Annotated in this window: 23 protein-coding genes; 5 read left to right on the forward strand and 18 right to left on the reverse strand. The window is 68.7% G+C overall.

The window, feature by feature from the left end; all coding sequences use genetic code 11:
- Positions 1 to 24 precede the first annotated feature (24 nt).
- From K8P10_RS10260 to K8P10_RS10270, 3 genes are read left to right on the forward strand one after another with little or no spacing between them, the layout of a single operon-like run.
- Positions 25 to 372 (forward strand): metallopeptidase family protein, encoded by a 348-nt coding sequence (locus K8P10_RS10260; protein ID WP_224778831.1) that lies wholly within the window; start codon positions 25 to 27, stop codon positions 370 to 372.
- Complete coding sequence (gene clpS, locus K8P10_RS10265; RefSeq protein WP_224778832.1) at positions 372 to 665, forward strand: ATP-dependent Clp protease adapter ClpS; 294 nt, start codon at positions 372 to 374, stop codon at positions 663 to 665. Before K8P10_RS10260 ends, clpS begins: the two co-directional genes overlap by 1 nt.
- A complete protein-coding gene (locus tag K8P10_RS10270; RefSeq protein WP_224778833.1) occupies positions 662 to 1,228 on the forward strand; it encodes a DUF2017 family protein in 567 nt (188 codons plus the stop codon). Before clpS ends, K8P10_RS10270 begins: the two co-directional genes overlap by 4 nt.
- A 13-nt stretch (positions 1,229 to 1,241) precedes the next feature.
- Here K8P10_RS10270 and dinB read toward each other — a convergent pair whose 3' ends face one another.
- The 10 genes from dinB to K8P10_RS10320 all read right to left on the reverse strand — a co-directional run bounded on the left by dinB (position 1,242) and on the right by K8P10_RS10320 (position 14,460).
- Positions 1,242 to 2,411, reverse strand: a complete 1,170-nt coding sequence (dinB, locus tag K8P10_RS10275; RefSeq protein WP_224778834.1) for a DNA polymerase IV — start codon at positions 2,409 to 2,411, stop codon at positions 1,242 to 1,244.
- A gap of 71 nt (positions 2,412 to 2,482) precedes the next feature.
- Complete coding sequence (gene gatB / locus K8P10_RS10280; RefSeq protein WP_224778835.1) at positions 2,483 to 3,994, reverse strand: Asp-tRNA(Asn)/Glu-tRNA(Gln) amidotransferase subunit GatB; 1,512 nt, start codon at positions 3,992 to 3,994, stop codon at positions 2,483 to 2,485.
- The gene (gene gatA / locus K8P10_RS10285; RefSeq protein ID WP_224778836.1) at positions 3,994 to 5,523 is read right to left on the reverse strand and encodes an Asp-tRNA(Asn)/Glu-tRNA(Gln) amidotransferase subunit GatA; all 1,530 of its coding nucleotides are present in this window, start codon (positions 5,521 to 5,523) and stop codon (positions 3,994 to 3,996) included. Before gatA ends, gatB begins: the two co-directional genes overlap by 1 nt.
- 11 nt (positions 5,524 to 5,534) lie before the next feature.
- Positions 5,535 to 5,870: an Asp-tRNA(Asn)/Glu-tRNA(Gln) amidotransferase subunit GatC gene (gene gatC / locus K8P10_RS10290; protein WP_224778837.1), complete on the reverse strand. Its 336-nt coding sequence runs from the start codon at positions 5,868 to 5,870 to the stop codon at positions 5,535 to 5,537.
- A gap of 39 nt (positions 5,871 to 5,909) precedes the next feature.
- Positions 5,910 to 6,536, reverse strand: a complete 627-nt coding sequence (locus tag K8P10_RS10295) for a DNA-3-methyladenine glycosylase I (RefSeq protein ID WP_224778838.1) — start codon at positions 6,534 to 6,536, stop codon at positions 5,910 to 5,912.
- A 47-nt stretch (positions 6,537 to 6,583) separates the two neighbouring features.
- On the reverse strand, positions 6,584 to 8,983 hold the full coding sequence (gene ligA, locus K8P10_RS10300; protein WP_224778839.1) for an NAD-dependent DNA ligase LigA: 2,400 nt from the start codon (positions 8,981 to 8,983) through the stop codon (positions 6,584 to 6,586).
- 69 nt (positions 8,984 to 9,052) lie between these two features.
- On the reverse strand, positions 9,053 to 10,210 hold the full coding sequence (gene mnmA / locus K8P10_RS10305; protein ID WP_224778840.1) for a tRNA 2-thiouridine(34) synthase MnmA: 1,158 nt from the start codon (positions 10,208 to 10,210) through the stop codon (positions 9,053 to 9,055).
- Positions 10,211 to 10,269: 59 nt separating this feature from the next.
- Entirely contained in the window at positions 10,270 to 11,445 is a 1,176-nt protein-coding gene (locus K8P10_RS10310; RefSeq protein WP_224778841.1) for a cysteine desulfurase family protein, read from the reverse strand.
- Positions 11,446 to 11,467: 22 nt separating this feature from the next.
- Entirely contained in the window at positions 11,468 to 12,433 is a 966-nt protein-coding gene (locus tag K8P10_RS10315; RefSeq protein ID WP_224778842.1) for a tetratricopeptide repeat protein, read from the reverse strand.
- Between the two features lie 2 nt (positions 12,434 to 12,435).
- Complete coding sequence (locus tag K8P10_RS10320) at positions 12,436 to 14,460, reverse strand: glycosyltransferase (RefSeq protein ID WP_224778843.1); 2,025 nt, start codon at positions 14,458 to 14,460, stop codon at positions 12,436 to 12,438.
- Positions 14,461 to 14,701: 241 nt separating this feature from the next.
- On the opposite strand from K8P10_RS10320, the gene K8P10_RS10325 reads away from it, so the two are divergent.
- Entirely contained in the window at positions 14,702 to 17,260 is a 2,559-nt protein-coding gene (locus K8P10_RS10325) for a hypothetical protein (RefSeq protein ID WP_224778844.1), read from the forward strand.
- A complete protein-coding gene (locus K8P10_RS10330; protein WP_224778845.1) occupies positions 17,257 to 17,787 on the forward strand; it encodes a ribonuclease H in 531 nt (176 codons plus the stop codon). Before K8P10_RS10325 ends, K8P10_RS10330 begins: the two co-directional genes overlap by 4 nt.
- Before the next feature lie 40 nt (positions 17,788 to 17,827).
- On the opposite strand, the gene K8P10_RS10335 is transcribed toward K8P10_RS10330, so the two are convergent.
- From K8P10_RS10335 to rpsB, 8 genes are all read right to left on the reverse strand, one after another.
- On the reverse strand, positions 17,828 to 18,109 hold the full coding sequence (locus K8P10_RS10335) for an ATP/GTP-binding protein (protein ID WP_224778846.1): 282 nt from the start codon (positions 18,107 to 18,109) through the stop codon (positions 17,828 to 17,830).
- 12 nt (positions 18,110 to 18,121) lie between these two features.
- Entirely contained in the window at positions 18,122 to 18,730 is a 609-nt protein-coding gene (locus K8P10_RS10340) for a transglycosylase SLT domain-containing protein (RefSeq protein ID WP_224778847.1), read from the reverse strand.
- Between the two features lie 106 nt (positions 18,731 to 18,836).
- Positions 18,837 to 19,454, reverse strand: a complete 618-nt coding sequence (locus K8P10_RS10345; RefSeq protein WP_224778848.1) for a DivIVA domain-containing protein — start codon at positions 19,452 to 19,454, stop codon at positions 18,837 to 18,839.
- Positions 19,451 to 20,368, reverse strand: coding sequence for a phosphatidate cytidylyltransferase (locus tag K8P10_RS10350; protein ID WP_224778849.1), 918 nt, complete (start codon positions 20,366 to 20,368; stop codon positions 19,451 to 19,453). The genes K8P10_RS10345 and K8P10_RS10350 overlap by 4 nt, the downstream gene beginning before the upstream one ends.
- Before the next feature lie 4 nt (positions 20,369 to 20,372).
- Positions 20,373 to 20,927 carry a ribosome recycling factor gene (gene frr, locus K8P10_RS10355; protein WP_224778850.1) on the reverse strand — a complete coding sequence of 185 codons (555 nt, stop codon included), beginning with the start codon at positions 20,925 to 20,927 and terminating at the stop codon, positions 20,373 to 20,375.
- An 86-nt stretch (positions 20,928 to 21,013) separates the two neighbouring features.
- Complete coding sequence (gene pyrH / locus K8P10_RS10360; protein WP_224778851.1) at positions 21,014 to 21,736, reverse strand: UMP kinase; 723 nt, start codon at positions 21,734 to 21,736, stop codon at positions 21,014 to 21,016.
- Positions 21,737 to 21,904: 168 nt separating this feature from the next.
- Complete coding sequence (gene tsf, locus K8P10_RS10365) at positions 21,905 to 22,732, reverse strand: translation elongation factor Ts (protein WP_224778852.1); 828 nt, start codon at positions 22,730 to 22,732, stop codon at positions 21,905 to 21,907.
- 45 nt (positions 22,733 to 22,777) lie between these two features.
- Positions 22,778 to 23,650, reverse strand: coding sequence for a 30S ribosomal protein S2 (gene rpsB, locus K8P10_RS10370; RefSeq protein WP_224778853.1), 873 nt, complete (start codon positions 23,648 to 23,650; stop codon positions 22,778 to 22,780).
- Positions 23,651 to 23,652: the final 2 nt, after the last annotated feature.

Raw genomic sequence — 23,652 nt, forward strand, 5'->3', positions numbered from 1 at the left:
GGCGCCGCTGTGTAGGCTGAAATCATGCTCGATGTGCCACCCGAGGAGTTCGAGGCTCTTGTCGCCGAGGGCCTCGATTCGCTGCACGACGACATGATGGAGCAGCTCGACAACGTCATCTTCCTCGTCGAGGACGAGCCCGAGGACGGGAGCGCGATCCTCGGCAGCTACGAGGGCTTCTCGCTCGCCGAGCGCGAGGCATACGGATTCGGCGAAGAGCCGGACCGGATCATCCTGTTCCGGAAGAACCTCCTCGCCCACTGCGAGGATCGCGACACGCTCGTCGCCGAGATCAGGATCACGCTGGTGCACGAGATCGCCCACTTCTACGGCATCTCGGAAGAACGCATCCACGAGCTGGGGTGGGGATGATGGCGGACACGCGGCTCAGACCTGACCGCGCAGAACAGCTCGAGGCTCAGGAGGAGCAGCCGTGGCAGGCAGTGGTCTGGGACGACCCGGTCAATCTGATGTCGTACGTCTCCTACGTCTTCCGCACGCACTTCGGCATGACGCGCGAGCGAGCCGACGAACTCATGATGCGGGTACACACCGCAGGCAGCGCCGTGGTCGCGGAGGGCGGTCGCGAGGCGATGGAGCTCCACGTCGAGGCGATGCACGGGTACGGACTCTGGGCCACCGTGCGGCAAGGGGGCGTCGGGTGAGACTCCTCCCGCTCCCCGGAGGCGCGCTGCGCCTCAGTCTGGACGCCGACGAGGCCGGACTCCTCGACCAGCTCGTCGGGCAGCTCATCGAGCTCCTGCAGAGCCACAGCGGCACGGCGCTCGACCCCGACCCCCTGTTCGCCAGCCTGGAAGTCGGAGGGTCGGACGAGCAACCGGCCGACCCAGCACTGGCCAGGCTCTTCCCGAGCGCTTACGAGGATGACGACGAGGCCTCGCAGTTCCGCCGCGTCACCGAGCAGGGCCTCCTCAACCGGAAGCTGCAGGACGCCATGGACGTCACAACGGCCATCGGCCTGGGCGCGAGCGAGGACGCCGGCACCCCAGTGGAACTCGAGATCACTCCGGAGACCCTGCCCACCTGGGTACGCACCCTGACTTCCCTGCGCCTCGCCATCGCCGCCCGCGTCGGGCTCGAGCGCGAGGACGACCACGCGCAGCTCCTGCAGCACGAGGACACGCGGGGCACGGTGCTGGTCTACGACTGGCTCGCCGCGATCCTCGATTCGGTGCTCCGAATGACCGAGCACGGCCACGAGGCCTGAGCGCTCGACGCGCCTACTCCTTCGGACGCATGAGGCGCGCCGAAGTCACCCCGGACTCGCCGAAGCGTCCGCGCACCTGATCCATGATCTGATCGACGGCTTTCCAATCTTCGTCATCGCTCCAGAGCGCTGCCGCATCACTCCCCTCGGGAACGAGCTGCTCAGCCCGCACTCCGATCAACCGCACGGGTCTGCCGCGTTCGCCGAGCGCATCGAAGAGCTCCTGCGCCGTGTGGTAGATCCGCTGGGTGCCCCCGGTCGCCTCGGCGAGCGTGCGCGATCGCGTCACGGTGTCGAAGTTGGCCCAGCGCACCTTGATCGAGATCGTCCTGGCCTCTAAGCGATGGGCACGGAGCCGCTCCCCCGTGCGGGTCGCGAGACGCAGCAGTTCGCGGCTGAGCACGTCGGGGTCGCCCTGATCGACCGCGAAGGTCTCCTCGTGGCCGATGCTCTTCTCCACCCGGGTCGTCTCGACCTCACGCGGATCCTCGCCTCGCGCGAGACTGCTGAGCTTGCGCGCGGTGGCATCGCCGACGACGCGGCGGAGCGAGTCCAGCGGTTCGCGCGCGATATCCCCGACGGTGTGCAGCGCACGTGCCCGCAGTGCGCGGCTCGTCGCCTGCCCCACTCCCCACACGGCTTCGACGGGCAGCGGATGCAGGAACTCCAGCGTGCGTGCCGGAGGGATCTCGAGAACCCCATCTGGCTTGGCGCGCTGCGATGCGAGCTTGGCGACGAACTTGGTGCCGGCGAGCCCGACTGACGCGGGAAGGCCGGTGCGCTCGCGTATGCGCTCCCTGATCTGCCGCGCGATGTCCGCAGGCGGGCCGAACAGGCGCACAGACCCGGCGACGTCGAGGAACGCCTCATCGATGCTGAGCGGCTCCACGAGCGGCGTGAACTCGGTGAAGACCTGCATGACCCGCCGCGACATCTCACGATACTTCTCGTGCGCCGGCGGCACGAGGATGAGCTGCGGGCACAGTTGCTTCGCACGCCCGACGGGCATGGCGGAGGAGACGCCGAACCGCCGAGCCTCATAGCTGGCACTGGACACGACCGAGCGCGGCGAGTCGTGGGCCGCGGCCACCGGCTTGCCGATCAGGTCGGGTCGCTCGAGGAGTTCCACGGCGACGAAGAACGAGTCCATGTCGACGTGCAGGATCGACGCGATCTCGCGCACTCCACTCGCCACCCCTCTGTTGCACCACACGCGGGGCGCACGCACCCGTGGCCCCGCGCTCGGTGATCAGGCTACTGCGCCCGTTCGAGCACCAGTTCGCGGACGCGTGCGGCGTCCGCCTGTCCTCGCATCGCCTTCATGACTGCACCGATGATGGCGCCGGCAGCCTGCACCTTGCCGTCGCGGATCTTCTCGAGCACGTCGGGCTGCTGCGCGAGCGCCGCGTCGATTGCCTCGATCAGCGGACCGTCGTCGGAGACGATCGCGAGCCCTCTGGCCTCGACGATCTCGGCGGCCGTCCCCTCGCCGTCGATGATCCCGTGGATCACCTGGCGCGCGAGTTTGTCATTCAGGGTGCCCGCATCGACGAGCTCGGTCACCGACACGATCTGCTCTGGAGTGATCAGATCGACGGCTTCGACGCCGCGCTCGTTCGCGATGCGCGCGATCTCCCCCGTCCACCACTTACGGGCGATCTGAGGAGCGGCACCCGCCGCGACCGTCGCTTCGATCGGCTCGAGCAGGCCGGCGTTCACCACGTCCTGGAACTCGAGCGCCGAGAATCCCCAGCTCTCACGGAGGCGACGACGACGCAGTGTGGGGTGCTCAGGCAAAGCTGCACGGAGCTCCTCCACCAGTTCGCGCGACGGAGTCAACGGTGCGAGGTCCGGTTCCGGGAAGTAGCGGTAGTCGTCGGCGTCGGACTTCGGACGACCGGCCGATGTGGCGCCCGTGTCCTCGTGCCAGTGACGGGTCTCCTGCGTGATGGTTCCGCCCTCGGAGAGGATCTGCGCCTGACGCTGGATCTCGTACCGCACGGCGCGTTCGATCGAGCGCAACGAGTTCACGTTCTTGGTCTCGGTGCGGGTGCCGAGCACGCTCATCCCTGCGTCCTCGTTGCCTCTCGGTCGCAGGGACACGTTGGCATCGCAGCGGAGGTTGCCCCGTTCCATGCGCGCATCGGAGATGCCGAGCGCGAGCACGATATCGCGAATCGTCGAGACGTACGCCGCCGCGATCTCCGGGGTGTCAGCCTCTCCGCCGAAGATCGGCCGGGTGACGATCTCGACGAGCGGCACTCCGGCGCGGTTGTAGTCCACGAGCGAGTACTCCGCACCCTGGATGCGTCCCGTCGAGCCGCCGACGTGGTTCAGCTTGCCGGCGTCCTCTTCCATGTGAGCGCGCTCGATCGGCACGTGCACGACCCGACCGGAGGCGATCTCGATTTCGACGGAGCCGTCGTGGGCGATCGGGTCGTCGTACTGGGAGATCTGGTAATTCTTGCCCATGTCCGGGTAGAAGTAGTTCTTCCGCGCGAACCCCGAGTGCTCGGCGATCTCGCACTGAAGTGCGAGGCCGAGACTGATGGAGGATCGCACCGCCTCCTCGTTGATCACGGGGAGCGAACCAGGCAGCCCCAGGCAGACCGGCGCCAGGTTGGTGTTCGGCTCCGACCCGAAGACGTTGGGGGCGGGAGAGAACATCTTGGTGCGCGTGTTGAGCTCGACGTGCACCTCGAGCCCGATCACCGGCTCGAACCGGGCGAGCGCCTCCTCGAAGTCCATGAGTTTCGCCTGTGCCATCAGCTGGCCGCCTTTCCTGCGCCTGCGAGCGACGGAGCCTGCGCCCAGAACGGCGCGCCGTCGCGATCCTGAATCACCTGTTCGATGGCCCCGCCCGCACGGTAGAGCCTGGCGTCCTCGAACGCCGGGGCGAGCAGCTGGAGCCCGACGGGCATCCCGTCCTCCGGAGCCGTGCCGATCGGCAGGCTGAGTCCTGGGATCCCCGCGAGGTTCGCCGGGATCGTGGTGGCGTCGTTCAGGTAGTCCCGCAGCGGATCGCCGGAGTGCTCTCCGAGCGCCCACGCGGTGGTCGGCGCCGTGGGCGATGCGATCACGTCGGCCTGCTCGAACGCCAGCGCGAACTCGCGCTGGATCAGCGTGCGCACCTTCTGCGCGCTGCCGTAGTAGGCATCGTAGTAGCCGGCCGACAGGGCGTACGTGCCGAGGATGATCCGTCGCTTCACCTCGTCGCCGAACCCGGCGGCGCGCGTCGCGCTCATCACGTCCTCGACCGTGCCGCCGCCCTCGGGGGCGACGCGCAGTCCGAACCGGACGGAGTCGTACTTCGCGAGGTTGCTCGAGGCCTCGGCGGGGAGAATCAGGTAGTACGCCGCCACTGCGTACTCGAGGTTCGGTGCGTCGATCTCCACGATCTCCGCGCCCTGGGCCGTCAAGAGCTCGATGGTCTCCGAGAACCGGCTCCGCACACCGGCCTGCACCCCGTCGACCATGAGCTGCTTCACGATCCCGACGCGCAGCCCCCGCAGCGATTCGCCCCGCGCACCCTCACGGGCGGCCTCGGCCATCGACGGCCAGGCGAAATCGAGCGACGTCGAGTCGTGCGCGTCGTGACCGGCGATGACATCGTGCAGCAGCGCGGTGTCGAGGACGGTCCTGGCGCACGGGCCGATCTGATCGAGCGAGGACGCCAGGGCGATCGCCCCGTAGCGGCTCACGCCGCCGTAGGTGGGCTTCACACCGACCGATCCGGTCATCGCGGCGGGCTGGCGGATCGAGCCGCCGGTGTCGCTGCCGAGCGCCAGCGGCGCTGCGAACGCGGCGACCGCCGCGGCCGAACCGCCACCGGAGCCGCCGGGAATCCGCTCCAGGTTCCAGGGGTTCCGCGTGGGACCGTATGCCGAGTTCTCCGTCGACGATCCCATGGCGAACTCGTCCATGTTCGTCTTGCCGATAGCCACGAGGCCTGCGGCTCGGGCCTTCGCGACCGCGGTCGCGTCGAACGGGGACCGGTACCCCTCGAGCATCTTCGAGCCCGAGGTCGACGGCATATCGGTGGTGACGAGCACGTCCTTCACCGCGAGGGGTACACCGGCGAGCTCGCCGAGCTGCTCCCCGCTGGCGCGGCGCGTGTCGATGTCGCGCGCGGCCTGAAGCGCGGTCTCGCCACCCGTGGCGAGGAACGCGTGGACCGCGTCGTCGACCGCGTCGATCCGATCGAGATGGGCGCGCGTCGCCTCCTCCGACGAGGTCTCGCCCGATGCGAGTTTCGCCGCGAGCTCCGCGGCGGTCAGCTGGATCAGTTCAGTCATTCCGTCTCCCCCTACTGCTCTTCACCGAGGATCGAAGACACTCGGAACATGCCCTGATCCGCGTCGGGCGCGTTGCGGAGCGCCTCTTCGCGAGTGAGCACGTCGGAGATCTCATCCGGTCGCGTGACGTTGTCGAGCGGGATGGGGTGACTCATGGCGGGCACATCACCCGACACGGCTTCACCCACCTTCGCGATGTGGGTGAGGATCGAGTCGAGATCGCTGGTGAGCGATTCGACCTCGGAGTCGGAGAGGGCGATGCGCGCGAGACCGGCGAGATGCTGCACGGTCTCGGTCGTGATCTCGCCGTGCGTGCCGGCGCCGGGTATCGCGGAGGATTCAGACATACTGCTCCATCGAGGTGGTGGGCATTGAACCCGTCCATCCTACCGGCCGGATTCCTGCGCCGTCCCCAGCGAAGGCACCTCCCGGCGGCGGGAGCCGTCTGGGTTCCAGAGCCCCGACAGGCCACGACCCGGGCTGCCGATGGGGTGCGCGTCGATCACGCCGCAGGTCGCCATCACGGCGAAGAGGATCGTCGGCCCGACGAACGCGAAGCCGCGGCGTTTGAGTTCGGCGGCGAGCGCCGCGGACTCGGGTGTGCTGCGCGGCAGGTCGGCCCAGGTGCGCGGCATCGGTGTGCGCTCGGGGCTGTACGCCCAGACGCGGTCGGCCAGGGTGGTGCCTTCGGCCCGGAGGCGGACCGTTGCTCGCGCGTTCGACACGACGGCGGAGATCTTCCGCCGATTGCGGATCATGCCGGGGTGGGCGAGCAGCCGCGCAGCATCGTCGGCGCCGTAGTGCGCGATGCGGTCGGGATCGAATGCGGAGAAGGCGTCGCGGAGGAGCGGGCGTCTCGCGAGGATCGTCGCCCACGAGAGCCCGGCCTGGAACCCGCAGAGGCTGAGTGTCTCGAACACTTCGTGCTCACTCGTGCGGGGCAAGCCCCACTCTGTGGCGAAGTAGTCAGAGAGCAGTCGTTCGCGCTCGGCCGGCGGCAGCAGATGGGTCACAGCAGTCCTTTCGTGAGCCCCCTGTCGCTCCGCTCAGCCTATGAGGTTCACTCGTCGGCTGAGTCCGCGTCGCCACCGGTTGTGGATAACTCGCCGAGAGCCGCAGGCCCCTCGGTGACGAGGACGGCGAACTGGTCGGCGTCGAGCACCGGGATCCCGAGTTCTTCCGCTTTGGCGAGCTTCGACCCTGCACCGGGGCCGGCGGCGACGTAGTCGGTCTTCTTCGATACGCTCGATGCCGCTTTGCCGCCCGCCTGGATGATCGCCTCCTTCGCGCCGTCTCGCGTGAAGCCCTCGAGGGAGCCGGTCGCCACGACCGTGAGCCCGGAAAGCACGCCTCCTTCGGCGGTGCGCGCCCCCGGCCCCGGGTGCCCAGGAGTCGCCCATTGGACGCCTGCGCTGGACCAGCGATCGACGATGTCGAGGTGCCAGTCCTCGCCGAACCATGCGATCACCGACTCCGCGATGATCTCGCCAACGCCGTCGACTTCGGCGAGCTCGGCGACCGAGGCGCTGCGGATGGCTTCGAGCGAGCCGAACCAGTCGGCCAGTGCACGGGCAGCAACGGGGCCGACGTGGCGGATGTTGAGGGCGACGAGCAGACGCCAGAGCGGTTTGGTCTTCGCCCGTTCGAGCTCTGCAAGAAGGGTCTCTGCGTCTTTCGACGGGAGGACCTGCCTGTGGTCTTTCTTGATGCCGGCCGCTCGGCGCTCTGCGGCCGACGCCTCCTCCCACCCGGGAGGGTACGCGGCGGGGCCGAGGCGCTGGAACGGGGTCCGCCTGACGAGCTCGCCCGGCTGCCCGTCATCTCCGGGTTCCTCGCGCTTCGGCTCCCCCGTCTCCGCGTCGCGCACGACGACGGTGATCGGTACGAGCTGCTCGATCGTGAGGTCGAACAGTGCCGCCTCCGTCTCGAGGGGCGGCTCCGGCGGTTCTTCCGGCTGTGTGAGGGCCGCAGCGGTGATCTCTCCCAGCACCTCGATGTCGAGTGCCCCGCGGGATCCGATGTGCTCCACGCGGCCCCTGACCTGCGCCGGGCACGCTCGCGCATTGGGGCACCTGAGGTCGATGTCGCCCTCCTTCATGGGGCGGAGCGGGGTACCGCACTCGGGGCAGTTCTCGGGCATCTGCCACTCGCGTTCACTGCCGTCCCGCCGTTCGAGCACGGCGCCGAGGACCTCCGGGATCACGTCTCCGGCTTTCCGGAGGACGACGGTGTCACCGATCAGCACCCCCTTCGCACGCACGACCTGCTGATTGTGCAGCGTCGCCTGACTCACCGTCGAACCGGCGACCTTCACCGGCTCCATGACGGCGTAGGGAGTCGCTCGCCCGGTGCGCCCCACCCCGACCCGGATATCGAGGAGGGTCGTGAAGACCTCCTCGGGAGGGTACTTGTACGCGATCGCCCAGCGCGGGGCACGGCTCGTCTCCCCGAGCTCCGCGTGCAGGTCGAACTCGTCGACCTTCACGACGATGCCATCGATCTCGTGCTCGAAATCGTGTCGGTGCTCGCCGCACTCCTCGATGAAGGCGCAGACCTCGTCGACCGCGTCGAAGACCCGCGAGTGGGGCGAGACCGGGAGCCCCCACCCCGCGAGCAGCTCGTACGCATCCGATTGGTTCTCGAAATCGGGGTGCTCCCACGCGCCGATGCCGTGCACGTAGAGCGAGAGCCGCGCGAGGCGCTCGCGCATCAGCACGAGCTCCTCGGCCGTCTTGTTGTCGGCGCGCTGCCTCAGACTGCCGGCCGCGGTGTTCCTCGCGTTCGCGAACTCGGGGTAGCGCACCGTGATCCGCTCCTCCGGCACCCCCTTGGCCCGCTGCGCGGCCGCGTACTGCTCCTGGAGCTCGTGCTGCCGGTCGTTGAGCTCGGTGAAGGCCTCCTCGGTCAGGAAGACCTCGCCGCGCGCCTCGAAGAACTCGGGAACCCCCTCGCCCGTGAGCTCGCGAGGGATCACCGGCAGGAGGTCGACGTTCACGGTGATGTCTTCGCCGACGCGGCCGTCTCCGCGGGTCGTCGCCGTCTCCAGCACACCGTTCCGATACGCGAGGCTGATCGCGAGCCCGTCGATCTTCAGCTCGGTCAGCCACCGCACGTGACGACCGGCCGCGGCCTCGGTCTTCCGCATCCAGTCGCGCAGCTCGTCGACCGTGAAGACGTTGTCGAGACTCAGCATCCGTTCGGCGTGCTCGTGTTCCGGGAAGCCGGCCGAGACCACGGCGGCGCCCACCTCCTGCGTCGGGCTGTCTTGCCCTGCCAGCTCGGGAAAGGCGCGCTCGATCGCCTCCAGCCGGCGGAACAGCGCGTCGTACTCGGCGTCGGAGACGAGGCTCACACCCTCGGAGTGGTACGCGCGCCGCAGTCGCTCCACCTCGTCGGCGAGATGCTGCGCCTCCTCGCGCGCCGCATCGAAATCGGTCGGGATCGCTTGGGAATCGCTCACCCTCACAGTCTAGAGAGCACCGCCGACATCGTCACGGCGACCGCGGGTTCGCGCGATCCGCGTCCCGGGTCAGGCGGCGACCGGCGCCGGCATGGCACGGTCGATCGTGAACTGACCGAGTACCCGCGTACCGCGGTAGAGGACGGCCGTCTGACCGGGAGCGACGCCGAGCAACGGCTCCGTCCGCGCGAGATCGACGTCGACGACGACCTCGTGGCCGGCACCGTCGCGGTGCTGCTCGGTGCGGTCCTCGTCGCGCACCGGCGCGAGTCTGGCCCGAGCGGGTACGGGGTCGGCGTGCGCGCGGATCTGCACGTCGCAGTCGAACGCCTCGCCGACGTCGATGCCAGGATCGCCGGCCCAGCTGTACCGTCCGCCCGCCATGCTCGCGATCGCGAGGCGATCCTTCGGGCCGACGACGACCTGATTCGAGACCGGGCGAATCGAGAGCACGTAGCGCGGCTTCCCGTCGGCGGCAGGCCGGCCGAGCTGCAGCCCTTTCCGCTGGCCGACCGTGTACCCGTTCGCCCCGTCATGGGTGCCGATCACCGCGCCGGCTTCGTCGACGATCTCCCCGGACTCGCGCTCCAGGTGGTCGGAGAGCCACCCGCGGGTGTCTCCGTCGGGGATGAAACAGATGTCGTGGCTGTCGGGCTTCTGGGCGACTTGGAGCCCCCGATCCGCAGCCTCGGCCCGGATGAGCTCCTTCGACGGGGTGTCCCCCAGCGGGAAGTAGCAGTGGGCCAGCTGCTCGGCCGTCAGCACCCCGAGCACGTACGACTGATCCTTCGCCCATGCGCTCGCGCGATGCAGCTGCCTGCCTTCAGGCCCGTCGGTGAGGGTGGCGTAGTGACCGGTCGCCACCGCGTCGAAGCCGAGCGCGATCGCCTTGTCGAGCAGTGCCGCGAACTTGATCTTCTCGTTGCAGCGCATGCACGGGTTCGGAGTCCGGCCAGCAGCGTACTCGTCGATGAAATCGTCGACGACATCGGCCTTGAAACGGTCGCTGAAATCCCACACGTAGAACGGGATGCCGAGCAGGTTCGCCGCCCGCCTGGCGTCCATCGAATCCTCGATCGTGCAGCATCCGCGCGATCCAGTGCGGAGCGTGCCGGGCATCCGACTCAGCGCCAGGTGCACGCCAACGACGTCGTGTCCGGCCTCGACGGCCCGCGCCGCCGCGACGGCCGAATCGACTCCCCCACTCATCGCCGCTAGAACTCGCATCGGAACAGTTTACCTCCGTCGATCGCACCGCGCCGCTCAGCGGACGTTCAGCGATGAGGTCAGCCGTTGCCCGTGCCCGCCCGTCTCGCCCGATCCACGGCATCGGGGAGCGCGGCGAGCAGCAGGTCGACCTCCTCCATGGTCGTGCCGGGACCCACCGTGAAGCGGAGCGCGCCGGCGGCCTCTTCGGCCGGCACTCCCAGCGCGAGCAGCACGTGCGAGACGCCGTCGACCCCCGCCTGGCAGGCCGACCCTGTCGATGCCGATACACCGGCCATGTCGAGCAGGAAGAGCAGCGAATCGCCCCGGCACCCCGGGAACGTGAAGTGCGCGTTGCTCGGCAGGCGCGCGCCGGGAGTCGCGGGATCCGCGCCGCGGAGGATCGCATCCGGGATCGCGGCGCGCACACCGGAGATCAGTGCATCGCGCACCCGCGCGAGGTGGGCATCGTGATCGGGTGCGTCGGTGAGTGCGAGCGCCGTCGCGAACGCGACCGCTGCGGCGGCGTTCTGCGTACCCGAGCGGAACCGCTGCTGGTTCCCGCCGTGCTGCAGCGGTTCGGCGACGACATCCCGTCGCAGGAGGAGCGCACCGATCCCGACGGGCCCGCCGATCTTGTGCGCCGAGACGCTGAGCGCCGCTGCACCGACTCCGTGGAAGTCAATCGGCACCTGCCCGAGCGCGGCCACGGCATCGACGTGTACGGGCACGCCCGCACGTTCCGCGATCCGGCACAGCTCCGCTACGGGCTGGATCGTGCCGACCTCGCTGTTCGCCCACATGAACGAGACGAGCGCGACGCTGCCGGACTCCTCTGCGTCCAGTGCGCCGGAGAGCGTGGCGGGATCGAGCCGGCCAGACCCGTCGAGTCCGACCCAGCGGAGTTCGGCTCCCTGGGTGTCGCGCAGCCACTCGGCTGCCTCGAGCGTGGCGTGGTGCTCCCCCTCAGCCACGAGGATGACCGGTCCAGCCCCGGCGGCGCGCCTCGCCCAGTACATGCCCTTGAGCGCGAGGTTGATCGACTCGGTGCCGCCACTCGTCAGGATCGTCTCCGCCGCATCGGCGCCCAGTCCCGCCGCGATCCGCTCGCGGGCGGATTCGAGGCGCTCCCGCGCCGCCTGACCGTGACCGTGCGTCGATGCGGGATTCCCCGCCTCGCGGAGCACCTCGGCGTAGCGCTGGAGCACCGGCTCCGGCATCGGCGAAGTCGCGGCGTGATCGAAGTATGCTCCCACGGTGGCGCCAGGCCTCAGCCGCTCAGTAGAGGAGGGTGGCGAGGCGCCCGCGTGCCGCGATCACTCGTGGATCGGCGACGCCCACCACCTCGAACAGCTCGAGCAGGCGCTCGCGTACCGCCTGGCGATCCACCGCATCCGTGGCACGCTCGAAGAGTTCGAGGAGGCGCAGGAAGGCGTCCTCGACGTGCCCACCTGAGATATCGAGATCGGCGACCCGCATCTGCGCCGCCGTGTCGGCCGGACGCTCGGCGGCGGCGCTGCGGATCTCTTCAGCGGACGCATCGGAGAGCCGGTGCAGCAGTCTCATCTGCACGAGCGCCGCACGCGCCTCCGCATCCGCAGGAGCCTTCGCCAGAACTGCCTCGTACTCGCGGATCGCCGTCTCGAAGTCGCCGCGCTCGGCGGCCTCGACGGCGGGCAGGTGCGCCTCGGGCACCTCGGGCTCGGCTGGCGCATTGGCGCCGTCTTCCCCATCGGCGTCAGCGGCGTTCACCCGACCAGTCAGGCCCTGCTGCGCACCGAGCTGGAGGAGTTGGTCGAAGAACTCACGGACCTGGGACTCCGGGATCGCCCCCTGGAAGAGCGGCACAGGCCGTCCGCCGACGAGCGCGAGCACCATGGGAATCGACTGCGCCTGGAACGCCTGCGCGAGACGGGGGTTCGCCTCGACGTCGATCTTGCCGAGCACGAGTCGCCCGCCGTAGTCGCGGGTGACCTGCTCGAGGATCGGGCCGAGCGTCTTGCACGGTTCGCACCACTCGGCCCAGAGATCCAGGACGACCGGCACGACCGTCGAGAGCTGCGCGACCTGCTCGAAGGTCTGATCCGTCACCTCCATGACCAGCGAGGGCACGTCGACGACGGTGCCGCCTGCGCCCCCTCCGGCCGGCTGCCCTGCCCCGGATTGCCCCTCAGCGGGACGCGAGGCGAGGTGGCTCAGATCCATCCCGCCACCGGGAATTCGTTCGGGCATCTGCTGCGACATACTCACTCACTCGCTCCCACTAGTTCGGTAGTCACTCCGAGAATCTGGATCTTGTCGCCGCTCTCCGCGCTGGGCACGAAGAACAGCATCTGGTGCGCCACCTGCCGCTCGAGACGATCCACGCTCCCCTCGATTCCGGTGAGCGCCGTCACCGCTCCCTCGGCCTGCGGCTGCCAGCGTCCGCCGTCCGCGTCCTCGATCCGGTTCTCGATCACGGTCGTCGCGACGAGCGCACCGCCGGTTCCGGTCGACAGGCTGACGGGTGCCTCCTCGCCTTGGGCGACCGTCACGGAGTACTTCACCGTGCGATCGTCGTCGTCCGCGTCCTGCTGCGCCTGAGCCTGCCATGCCGCGCCTCCGCGCGTGGTGAGCGCGTCGTCCTCGGCGATGTCGAAGTTCTCGGCAGCAGCGCTGTCCGCACCCTCCTGCATGACGCTGGCGAAGGCATCGCCGACCTCGCCCGGCGAGAGCACGAGGCCCTGCTGATCCGCCGAGAGGAGCGCCGTGCCCTCCTCGACGGGCGCGGCGTCTGGCATCGAGATCCCTCCGCGCAGGGCGATCACCCGGGAGACGGCGTAGTTGTCCTGCGGAGTCTGCTGCGTCATGAGGAGTGCCAACGACGGCGAAGAAGCCTGTTCGGCGCCGGCATCGGTATCCGCGGCCTCCGCTTCTTCCGTCGCCTCAGCGTCTTCCGCCGCAGCGTCGTCCACTCCGCTCGCCGAAGCCACCGTCACGAACATGGTGCGCGGCCACCCCTCGGTGCTCTGCACGAGGTCGTAGTCGAGGCCCTCCTCCGTGATCCTGGGCGGGACGACTTCATACGACGGGAGATCCTCGCGGATCTGATAGTTCGCCGCGCGCTGCGCGAGTGCGTCGCCGGTGAAACGACCCGCGAGGGCGTCCGCGTCGAGCGCGTCGTCGGCGGCGCCAGCGGTCTCGGAGAGGCGCTGAATGATCCGGTCGATCTGCTGACCGCTCACGGGTACCGGCGCGGCGTTCGGCGCCGATTCCTCGGGTTCCGCCGTCTCCTCGGGCTGTCCGTTGCCAAAATCGGGCCAGTAGCTCGGGGAGCACGCCGTGACGCCGAATGCCAGTACCAGTCCAACTGCCGGGAGCGCCACGCGCTGGGCCTTCTTCCCCCGCTGCTTCCGCTTGGGCGCTGTGCCAGCGCTCGGATCGGCCGCGCTCTGTCCGTCCGCGTCGCCGGCGGCCCCGGTTCGTCCCCGTCCCTCAGGCGGGCGTACGCCCGCGGCATCCACACCGTCCAACGCGCTCCTCTGCTTCCTCTTGCCGAAACTGTTGCGGATGCCCTGCAGCGGGCCCCGACGGCCTCGCCGCGGCCCCAAGCCGCGCCGGTTGTGATCCACCGCAAGCAGGTACAGGATGCCTCCGACGACGGCGAGCAGGGCGCCTCCCGCAAGAAGCGGGCCGGCCCATGGCGTCGAGCGGTCCTGCACCCAGGAGACCGCGATGCTGTCGGGCAGCGGCTCGGTTCCGTCCACGGCGATGAGCGCCGCTTGGCCGGGCTCGAGGTCCATCGGCACGCGCAACAGGCTGGCTTCCCCGCCCGGCGTGTTCTCCTCGTCTTCGCTGGCTGCGTCCTGATTCGCACTCCACTCGTCCAGCCACAGATCGCTGCCGCGAGGATCGAGACCGGCCACGGCCTCTTCCCCCTCCTCAGCATCGCCATCCTCGGCCGCATCTGCAGCGGGGACCGCCGTGCTCGTGAGCGCACGATTCGCCGCGTCGATCCCCACGACCTCGTGAGCGAACGGCTCCACCCAGGCGTCGACATCGGTCTGCGACCCCATCGCGACGAACGCACCGGGGCTCTCCACGACCACGTTGGGCTGGCCGGGTGCCGCATCGAGCACCTCGGCGGGAAGCACCGCGTACGCCGCGCCCTCCATCGTCTCCGCCTCGTACCGGATCTCGGCGGGGCCCGCGAGGAACGTGCGCTGGCCGATGCCGAAGATCAGGAGCACCCCCGCAAGCACCAGCGTCGCAATCGCAAGCACATACCGCACAGTGGGCTCCTTCTCGGGGTCTGATCGCTGGGATTCGGGTTCGTCAGTGTCGGATCTCGGGCGGCCCTCTCGGAGCGACCAGTCCGCAACCTGCAACGCTACCCGAGGATCCCGAGTGGCAGGTGGACAGCGCGGGCGCGACCGATCGCCACAGGGAATTGAACTATCATAGTCGCAACTATGCCCGCGGTCGCCGGAGAGCGGTGCCGCGGCGGGCACCGCCGACGACCACGGAGATCACGTGACAGAAGCAGAAGCGCAGTTCTCACCCGCATTCCGGGGGTACAACCGCGAAGAGGTCGACGAGCGCGTCACCGCGCTGACCCAGCACATCGCCACACTGCAGGCCCACCTCGAGTCGCTGCAGCGCGCCCATCAGCAGGCGTCCGACCTCTCGGAGAACCAGCGCACGCTCATCTCTGATCTCCAGGAGCAGGTCGCGGAACTCGGCGCGACCGGGTACACCGGACTCGGGCTCCGCGTCGAGAAGAGCCTGAAGGCCGCCGAAGACACCGCTCAGCGACTGATGAGCCAGGCCGACCTCGACGCCGAGCGCCTGCGCGCGACCACGGAGCAGGAGACCCAGCGCCTGCTCAGCCAGGCCCAGCGGCGCGCGGACGAGATCCTCTCCACTGCCAGGGAGCAGTCGGAAGTCCTCATCACCAGCGCACGGAACGATGTGGCGACGCAGTCCGCCTCCGCGAACGAGGAGCAGGAGCGCCTGCTCGAAGAGGCAAGGCGAACGGCTGAGCTCACGCGAACCTCAGCCGAGCGGGAGGCGACAGCGGAGCGCGAGACCGCCGAACGCGAAGCCGCCGAGCTCCGGGCTTCTGCCGAGAGCGAAGCCGCCCGCCTGACGGGTGACGCGCGTGCGGAGGCCGAGCAGCTCCGACGCGAGACGGAGATCCGGGCGGAGCAGGTCGCGCGCGAGCAGGCCGAAGCCGAGCGCAACCTCGAACTCGAGCGCGCGCGTATGCGCGAGGAGATCGATTCGGCCCGCAGCGCGTTCACGGCGCAGCAGCAGCGGGAACAGGCCGAACTCGAAGCCAGGTTCACCGAGCAGGAGCGGACCCTCACCGCCGACATCGATGCGCAGAAGCGGGCGCTGCATCAGGAGATGGCAGATCTCCGCGGCCGCATCGCCGAGGAGCGGAGCCGCCACGACGAAGCCATCGCGGCGGAGCGCGCGGAGCACGATGAGCGCCTCGCCGCCGAGGCTCTCAGGCACGACGAGCGTCTCGCAGCGGAGCGCGCCGAGCAGCACGCAGAACTCGCCAGGCGAGAGGAAGCTCAGCGTGCCGAGCTCCAGGCCGCAGCCGAACAGGCGGAGCGCGAACGCGACCGGCTGCTTGAGCGGGCCGAGACCGAGATCCGTGAACGCCGGGAGGCGCACGACGCCGACCTCGCCGCCGAGCGCGAGGACCACGAACGGCGGATCGCGCATGAGCAGGAGGACCACGACTCCCGCCTGGAACGTCAACGCGCCGCGATCGACGCGCAGATCGAGAACGAGCTCACGGAACACCGTTCCCGGCTCGAGGCGGAGCGCGAACGCCAGGAACGCGAGCTCGCAGCCACGGCAGCGGAGCAGCAGGCACAGCTCGCCGCCGACCGCGAGGCCCACGACGCGCAGCTCGCGGCGGAGCGGACGGCGCTGGTCGCCGAACTCGACGCAGAGCGGCGCGCCATCGCGGAGACGCTCGCGACGGAGCGCCGCGAGCACGACGCCGTCATCGAGCGCGAGCTTCGCGAGCACCGATCCGGTATCGAGCGGGAGCGAAACGAGCATGCAGCCGCGCTCGCCGACGAGTCGGCTCAACAGCGGGACCGGCTCGCCGCTGAGCTCGCCGAGCATGAGCAGCGCCTGGAGGACGAGGCTACGGCTGAGGCCGAGAGACTCCGCATCAACCGCGAAGAGGCGGCGGCAGAGCTCGGACTGGAGCGCGAACGACTCCAGCTCGAGGGCGAGCGCCAGCGTTCGCATCTCGCTGCCGAGCTCGAACGCGAACGTGAAGAGCACGAGCGCGCCCTGGCGACCGAGGCGGAGCAGCACGCGGCCGATCTCGCCCGTGAGCGTGCCGAGGCGGAGGGCGCCATCGCACGCGAGGTCGCTGCGCAACGCACCGAGGTCACGGACGAGGTCCAGCAGCTCCGCGCCAGGACGGCAGGAGAACTCGCGGAGGAGCGCGCCTCGGTCGAGGCCGCCAGTACCGCGATGCGGAGCGAGGCCGAGGACTACGCGCGAGAGCTCCGCGAAGAGGTGGAGCGGGAACGCTCCGAGTTTCAGCGCTCGTCCGCCGAGCAGCGCGAAACGCTCGAGCGCGAGCTCGCCGAGCGCCAGCGGACATCGACGGAAGCCTTCCAGAGCGAGGCGGATCAGTCCCGCGCCGAGCTCGCGGCACTCCGCGAGCAGCTCGCCGAGGCCCGAGCCGAGTACGAGCGGCTGGCCGCCGAGTCACAGCGCGATGCGCGAGCCATTCGCAGCGAAGCCGAACGCGAGGCCACTGAGATCGTTCGGGAGGCCGAGCAGCGCGCCCATACCACCTTCGCTGCGGCCGAGGATCGAGCGGCCAAGGTGCTCTCCGCAGCAGAGGACCGGATGACGCAACTGAAGGTCGAGCGCGGCGCCGTCGCCAGCTATTTCGAGAGCCTCGGCGACGTCATCGCGAACGCCCAGCGGCTCTCCACCGTGGCGGGCACGGCCACAGCGGCGTCCCTCGCCGAGGCGGACGGAGCCGAACCCGATCCAGGGGATTCAGCGGAGGACGCGGTATCCGGTGCAGAGGAACGCGACGCGTGACTCTGACGGCGGCCGCGGACGGATCAGCGCTCGGCAACCCCGGCCCGGCCGGGTGGGCTTGGGTGATCGATGAGGATCACTGGCGCGCGGGTGGATGGCCGCGCGCCACGAACAACCAGGGCGAGCTCATGGCCGTCCTCGATCTGCTGCAGGCGACGGCGCACCGCTCCGACGAGCGACTGACGGTGCTCTGTGACAGCCAATACGTCATCAACTCGCTCACGAAGTGGATGCCTGGGTGGAAGCGCCGCGGCTGGCGCAAGGGTGACGGCAAGCCCGTACTCAACCGAGAGCTGCTCGAGCGTCTCGACACCGCCCTGCAGGGACGCGATGTCGTTTTCGAGTGGGTGAAAGGACATGCGGGTCACCCGTTGAACGAGGCGGCCGATCGCCGCGCGAGAGCCGTCGCTACCGCGTTCCAGACCGGTGCGCCGCCCGAGCACGGACCGGGCCTGCCAGACAGTGCCCCCAGCGAGCCGGCGGACCCTACTCCCCCGCAGAGGAACACCTCAGCGACACTGTTCTAGGCAGACGGCGGCCCGCCCACGGGGAAGGCGCTGCTTCGGATCAGGCGAGTCGCCAGCAGTGCCCGTGGAAGTGACGCCGATCCTGAACCGCGGCCGAGTCGCCGAAGAGGTGATCGGCGCGCCACGCGACGACGTGAGCCCGGCCCGGCGGGATATCGCCCCCGCAGTCGGGGCACCGGTACGCCTTCTCGGCGCGGTGAGCGGGAATATCACGAACGAACCATTCGCCGCCCCGCCGCGTCACGCGCTGCGCACCACCGTTCGCCAGGTGCGTCACATCGCGCACCTCACGCTCGGCGCTCCGCCGGTGCTTACGCCCCACGCGAAGCCTCGATCACCACCAGTGATTCGCCTGCCAGAACTCCCATGCCGCCTTCCAGCTGCCGTAGCGGTCCTTGGCGTACCCGTCGGCCCACTTGAGGTTATCGACCGGGTTGTAGCCGTTGCCGGGAACCTTGCTGCAAGGGTTCGCCTGGATCACGCCGCACGCGCCGGATGACGCGTTAGTAGCGTTCGGGTTCCAGCCGCTCTCGCGGTTGGCGATGTAGTCGACATACCCGAAATCACTCTCGGCGATCCCCGCCTCGGTCATCCACTTCTTCGGCGATCCGCCACCGGTGTACTCGGGCGACTCGGCGCCGCCACCGGCACCCTCGTCGCCCGCGGGCTCCGCCGACTCACCCGAATCCGAGGTGTCTTCCTCGTCTTCCTCGGGTTCCGGTTTCGGCTTGGGCTTCGGGTCCGGGAGCTTCTCGGACGACGTCTCGAACGCGAACTCCACGTCGGGAACGTCAGCTGCCACGAACTCCTGATTGATTCGCTGGTTCAGCTCCTCAGGGCTCGCCAGTTCGTCAGCCGAGGACGCGGTCGATACCGCGAACGGTGCGATGACCACCGTCCCGAAGAACGCAACCGCTGCCAGAGCTGCTCCGACACCGCGCACGCGCTTCCAGGAAGAGGCTGACGGGGCGGGAGCAGTCTGATTCCATGGATTCACAATGTAACGATCCTATCTCAGACGACCAGTCCTGGCCAGCCCGGCGGTACCCCTATTTTGTGGACAGAATCAGTTCCACCACGCTGTCGAGGAGGGCGTCGACCTGATCCTCGTCATAGCCCCGCAGCTGCGAGTGGAACACCACGTCGCGCACCTCGGAAGCGTCGAGCGTCATCTCACGATGGGCGAACATTGCAGCGATACGATCGAGGAAGGCGTCCACCTCGGCCCTGCGATACCCCGTCGCGAGCAGTCCGCGGCGGTTGAAGCGGCGCCCGCGCGGGCGCTCAAGGCGGCCGCGCACCTCGGAGAGGAGCTTGCGGGTCTCTGCCCACCACGCATCCTCACCCTCCGTGCGGACGCGCGCACGGCGCTCCCGCTCGAAGAAGACCTCTTCGAGGCGGTCCATCGCCGCATCTACGTGCCGCGCCGAGTAGCCCCGCTTCTTCACCGGGAACGCCGCTCGCCTGACCTCGACGGACGTGACCGGGTCGTCGAGCTGCTTCGGATCCTCATAGGTCGCCCGGGCTCGCGCGAGGAACGCGTCGACGGGTTCCGTCGCATACCCCAGCTGCTTCCCCTCCGCGAACGGGAACGGGGCGTGCTGCTCCCCCTCGCCCGTCTCGAACGATTCGTCCACCTGATCCGGCGATGTCTTCCGCGCACTCATGCGACCACTCCCAAACTCAACGCGACTCCGTACACGCCGACCGCCGAAGGCAGCAGCGAATCCAGACGATCCAGGAATCCTCCGTGCCCGGGAATCCACGAGCTCATGTCTTTGACGCCCAGGTTGCGCTTGATCAGCGACTCGGTGAGGTCGCCGCCCGTTGCGGTGAGGAGAACCACCGCACCGATTACCGCACCAACCCACCAGGGCTGATCGAGCGCCAGCAGCGACACCGCGATACCCGCGATGACGGCCACCGTTGCAGCGCCGAAGAAACCCTCCCAGGTCTTGTTGGGGCTGATCCTCGGGGTCATCTTGTGGCGCCCGAGCGTCACACCGGCCGCGTACGCCCCGATGTCGACGGAGACGACGACGAGCACGAGCGAGAACACCCACCACTCGCCGCGATCCGCCATCAGCAGCAGCACCGCGAACGAACCGAGGAAGCTCACGTACACGAGTGTGAACAGCCCCGAGAAGATATCGCGGATCAGCGTGCGCTTCGGCACCTCCCACCGCGGGACGAGCCCCTCGACGAGCCGCCAGACCGTGAGCAGCAGCGAGCCGGCGAAGAGACCGAGGAGCATTCCCTCCGGCCCCCACACGTATGCTCCCGTCACGATCGTCAGACCGCCGAGGACCACGCCGACCCTGGGCACGCGTCGTCCGGCGACGCGGAATGCCGCCGCTAGCTCGACGAGGGCGATCGACACGAGGACCGCCACCAGGGCGACGAAGAGCTCCTTCAGGAAGAAGAGGCTCGCGATGAACACCCCCGCGAAAGCGAGACCTGAGAGCACGGCGAAGAACAGGTTCCGGCCCGCGCGCTTCTCGATCTCGGCGTTCTTCGCCTCGAGCTGCGCGCGGGTCGATTCCAGGTGCGCCCTGAACTCGCTCCGCGGGTGGTCCGACACCGGATCAGACCTCGAGCAGTTCGGTCTCTTTGCGCTTCATCGCGTCATCGATCTGGTCGATGTACTGCTTGGTGAGCGACTCCAGCTCCTTCTCGGCCCGTCCGATCTCGTCCTCGCCGATCTCGGACTTCAGCGCCTCGAGCTCGTCCTTCCCGTGGCGACGCACGTTGCGCACGGCGACGCGGGCGTCCTCGGCCTTCGCCTTCACGATCTTGACGAACTCCTTGCGGCGCTCAGCCGTGAGTTCGGGAAGATTCAGACGGATGACGGTGCCGTCGTTATTCGGGTTCGCCCCGAGGTTCGGCATGTCGCGGATGGCCTGCTCGACCTCCTTCATCGCACCCTTGTCGTACGGCGTGATGACCAAGCTCCTGGCGTCCTGGTTCTGCACCGATGCGAGCTGAGGCAGCGGCGTCGGGGTGCCGTAGTAGTCGACCTGCACTCCCTGCAGGAGAGCCGGGTTCGCACGCCCGGTGCGCACCGTCGAAAAACCTTCCTTCGCCGCCTCCACGGCCTTGCTCATGCGGTCGTTGACGTCAGCGAAGACCTCGTCTATCACGGTGCTCTCCTTCGTTAAATCTCAGTGTTTCCAGCATAACGGTCGGAGCGGTACCGCCCCGCCGTGCACGCGATCCGTTCGGTCCGCTACTGGCGGACGAGCGTGCCGAGCTGCTCGCCGCGGATCGCGGCGGTCACGTTGCCCTCGGGCTCCATGCCGAACACGCGCATCGGCATCCCATTGTCCATGCACAGGCTGAACGCGGTCGAATCGACCACCTTCAGACCGCGCACGAGCGCATCGCCGTAGCTGATCTCATCGATCAACGTTGCTTCCGGATCCTTGCGAGGATCCGCCGTGTACACCCCGTCGACGCCGTTCTTCGCGACGAGCACCTGCTCGGCGTGAATCTCCAGCGCGCGCTGGGCGGCCACGGTGTCGGTCGAGAAGTACGGAAGTCCCGCCCCGGCACCGAAGATGACGACGCGCCCCTTCTCGAGGTGGCGAACCGCCCGCAGCGGAATATAGGTCTCGGCGACCTGCGTCATCGTGACGGCCGACTGCACCCGGCTCGAGACACCTGCCTGCTCCAGGAAGTCCTGCAGCGCGAGCGCGTTCATCACGGTGCCGAGCATGCCCATGTAGTCCGCACGGGAACGGTCCATGCCGCGCTGCGAGAGCTCGGCGCCGCGGAAGAAGTTGCCTCCGCCGACCACAACAGCGACCTCGACCGTGTCGACCGCCGCCGCGATCTCGCGGGCGATCTGGCTCACCACGTCGGGGTTCACGCCGAGCGTGCCACCGCCGAATGCCTCGCCCGACAGCTTGAGCATGACGCGACGCTTGCGATCAGAGGTGTTCTGGGTCATCGATTCTCCTTCAAGACGGGGCATCTGCTGATGCCAGGATAGTGGAGTCCCGGCTCCACGGTGGGCTGTCTCCGCGTGAGCACCGCGCGAGCACCACGTCAGTGCGTGCGGACCTCCGGACAGCACGAGACCCGGGTGCCATTGGCACCCGGGTCTCTCACCAGCGGATTAGGATCCGACCTTGCACCGAGCGAAGCCGGTCACGGTGATCCCGGCGGCCTCGGCCACCTTCGCCACAGTGCGCTTCTCCTCGTCCAGCGCGTGGATCTGCTCGTTCAGAACGACCTGCTTGAAGAAGGCGTTGAGGCGACCCTCGACGATCTTCGGCAGGGCTGCCTCGGGCTTGCCCTCGTTCTTCGAGATCTCGGTCACGAGCTCGCGCTCCTTCTCGACCTCGGCCTCGGGCACCTCGTCACGCGTGACGTACACCGGGTCTGCGAAGGAGATGTGCTGAGCGATGCTCAGCGCTGCCTTCGCGTCGTCACCGGTGTAGCCCACAACGACGCCGATCTGCGGGGGCAGATCCTTCGACGTGCGGTGCAGGTAGACGGCGGTGGTGCCCTCGGTCACCGCGACGCGGCGCAGCTCGATGCGCTCGCCGATGATCGCGGCCTCATCGGTGATGACCTCTCCGACGGTCTTGCCCTCTGCGGGAGCGGCAAGCGCCTCCTCGAGCGTCTTCGCGCCGGCAGCGGTGATCGCTTCGAGCACGCGCTCGCCGAGCGCGCCGAACTTCTCGTTCTTCGCGACGAAGTCCGTCTCGCAGACGAGCTCGATCATCACGGTGGTGTCATCGCCCTGCTTGACGGCGACGAGACCCTCGCTCGCCTCACGGCCCTCACGCTTCGCGACGCCCTTCAGGCCCTTGAGACGCAGGATCTCGATCGCCTTCTCGATGTCGCCATCTGCCTCGGTGAGCGCGTTCTTGCTGTCGACCATGCCGGCGCCGAGACGCTCGCGCAGTTCCTTCACAGCGGCCATGCTGACTGCAGCCATGTGTGACTCCTTCTGAGTAGTGGGTACGAGTGAGTGGGTGCCGAATTACTCGGCGGTCTTCTCGGCGGGAGCCTCGGCTGCAGCCTCTTCCGAAGCCTCGGCAGCGGGAGCCTCGGTGGCCTCCTCGGCTGCGGGAGCCTCAGCAGCTGCCTCGGTCTGGTCGGCGTTCAGCAGCTCGACCTCCCACTCGGCGAGCGGCTCGGCCGCTGCGTCGCCCTCGCTGGGCTTCTGGTGGCGCTCCATGAGGCCCTCGGCCGCCGCGTCGGCGATCACGCGGGTGAGCAGCGAGACGGAGCGGATCGCGTCGTCGTTGCCCGGAATCGGGTAGGTGACCTCATCGGGGTCGCAGTTGGTGTCGAGGATGGCGATGACCGGGATACCCAGCTTCTTCGCCTCGTCGATCGCCAGGTGCTCCTTTTTGGTGTCGACGACCCAGAGCGCCGCGGGAGTCTTGCCCATGTTGCGGATACCGCCGAGCGACTTCTGCAGCTTCTCGAGCTCACGGCTCTTGAGGAGGAGCTCCTTCTTCGTGAAGCCGCTCGTGCCGCCCTCGAAGTCGAGCTGCTCGAGCTCCTTCATGCGCTCGAGGCGCTTGGTAACGGTCTGGAAGTTCGTGAGGAGACCACCGAGCCAGCGCTGGTTGACGTAGGGCTGGTTGACGCGGGCGGCCTGCTCGGCAATGGCTTCCTGCGCCTGCTTCTTGGTGCCGACGAAGAGGATGTTGCCGCCGCGGGCGACCGTGTTCTTGACGAACTCGTAGGCGTCATCGATGTACCCGAGCGACTGCTGCAGGTCGATGATGTAGATGCCCGAGCGCTCGGTGAAGATGAAGCGCTTCATCTTCGGGTTCCAGCGGCGGGTCTGGTGTCCGAAGTGGACGCCGCTGTCGAGCAGCTGGCGAATGGTGACGACGGCCATGG

Source organism: Leucobacter sp. Psy1 (genome assembly GCF_020096995.1).
Classification (GTDB): Bacteria; Actinomycetota; Actinomycetes; order Actinomycetales; family Microbacteriaceae; genus Leucobacter.